1 pseudogene is annotated in these 1,075 nt (G+C 73.0%); it reads right to left on the bottom strand.

Annotated elements, in window-relative coordinates:
- A pseudogene (locus tag EOA60_RS34390) lies at positions 1 to 1,075 on the bottom strand (chromosome segregation protein SMC); the annotation flags it as partial.

The following is a 1,075-nucleotide window of genomic DNA, read 5'->3' as shown; positions in this document are numbered from 1 at the left end:
GTCGCCGCCTTGTCCAGCTCGGCCTGCTTGGTCTCCGCTTCCTGCAGGCGATCGCCGGCGGCCTGGCGCAGCGCCTCGGCCTCGGAAAGCTGACTCAAGAGCGCACGGCGCTTGGCGTCGATCTCGTCGGGCGCGTCGGCCAGCCGCTCGCGCTCAGCTTCGGCCTCAGCCTTGCGCTCGCCAAGCGCGGCGATCTGCGTCGAGGCGTTTTCGGCCCGCTCCAGCCAGTTCTTGCGCTCGGTGCCGATCGCGTCGAGCCGGCGCATGCGCGCTTCGGCCTCGCGCCGCAGGCCGTCATGCACGGCGCGCGTATCGGCAAGCGTGGCGCGGTCGCGAGCTACACTGGCGGAGGCCTGCTCTAGCTGAAGCTGCAGGTCGCCGAGATCGGGCGCGTCCCTGAGCATCTCCTCGGCTTCGAGGAAAGCGGCTTGCGTCTCTTCATGGCTGTCGACGATGCGCGCGCGGGCGTCATCCAAGGCAGCACGGCGGCTCGCCAGCTCGCCGCCGGCCTTCTCGGCCTCGGCCAGCGCGTTACGGGCGTCGTCCAGTGCGTGCTGGGCATCGCGGCCGGCCTGACGCGCGTTGCGCTCGGCCTCGCTCGCCTGGCGCATCGCCTGCTCGGCGCGCGCCAGCGCCTCCTCGGCCTCGCGCACGACGCGGGTCGCCTGCATGGCCTCGGCATCGAGCTCCGCCAGGCGGTTCTTCTGCGCCAGCCGCTGCGCCGCAGCGGTCGGCGCATCGGCGCTGGCCGTCAAGCCGTCCCAGCGCCAGAGCGCGCCGTCGCGGCTGACCAGCCGCTGGCCGGGCGCGAGCTGCGCTTGAAGATGACGGCCATCGGCGGCGTCGACGATGCCGATCTGCGCCAGGCGGCGGGCAAGCTGTGCCGGGGCGCGGACCACACTCGCCAGGCTCCTCACGCCTTTGGGCAGCGCCGCGTCACCCGGTTTAACCGCGCTCTCGCCCCAATGCACCGGGGCGCTGCGGTCGAGCGGCACGTCGAGGTCCTCGCCGAGCGCGGCGCCAAGTGCCGTCTCGTAGCCGCGCTCGACGCTGATCTGCTCCAGCACCGAAGGGA

It is taken from the genome of Mesorhizobium sp. M1A.F.Ca.IN.020.06.1.1 (assembly GCF_004023265.1).
Lineage (GTDB): Bacteria > Pseudomonadota > Alphaproteobacteria > Rhizobiales > Rhizobiaceae > Mesorhizobium.
The sequence above is the reverse complement of the archived record's forward strand: the minus strand, read 5'-3'. Positions and strand labels throughout refer to the sequence as shown.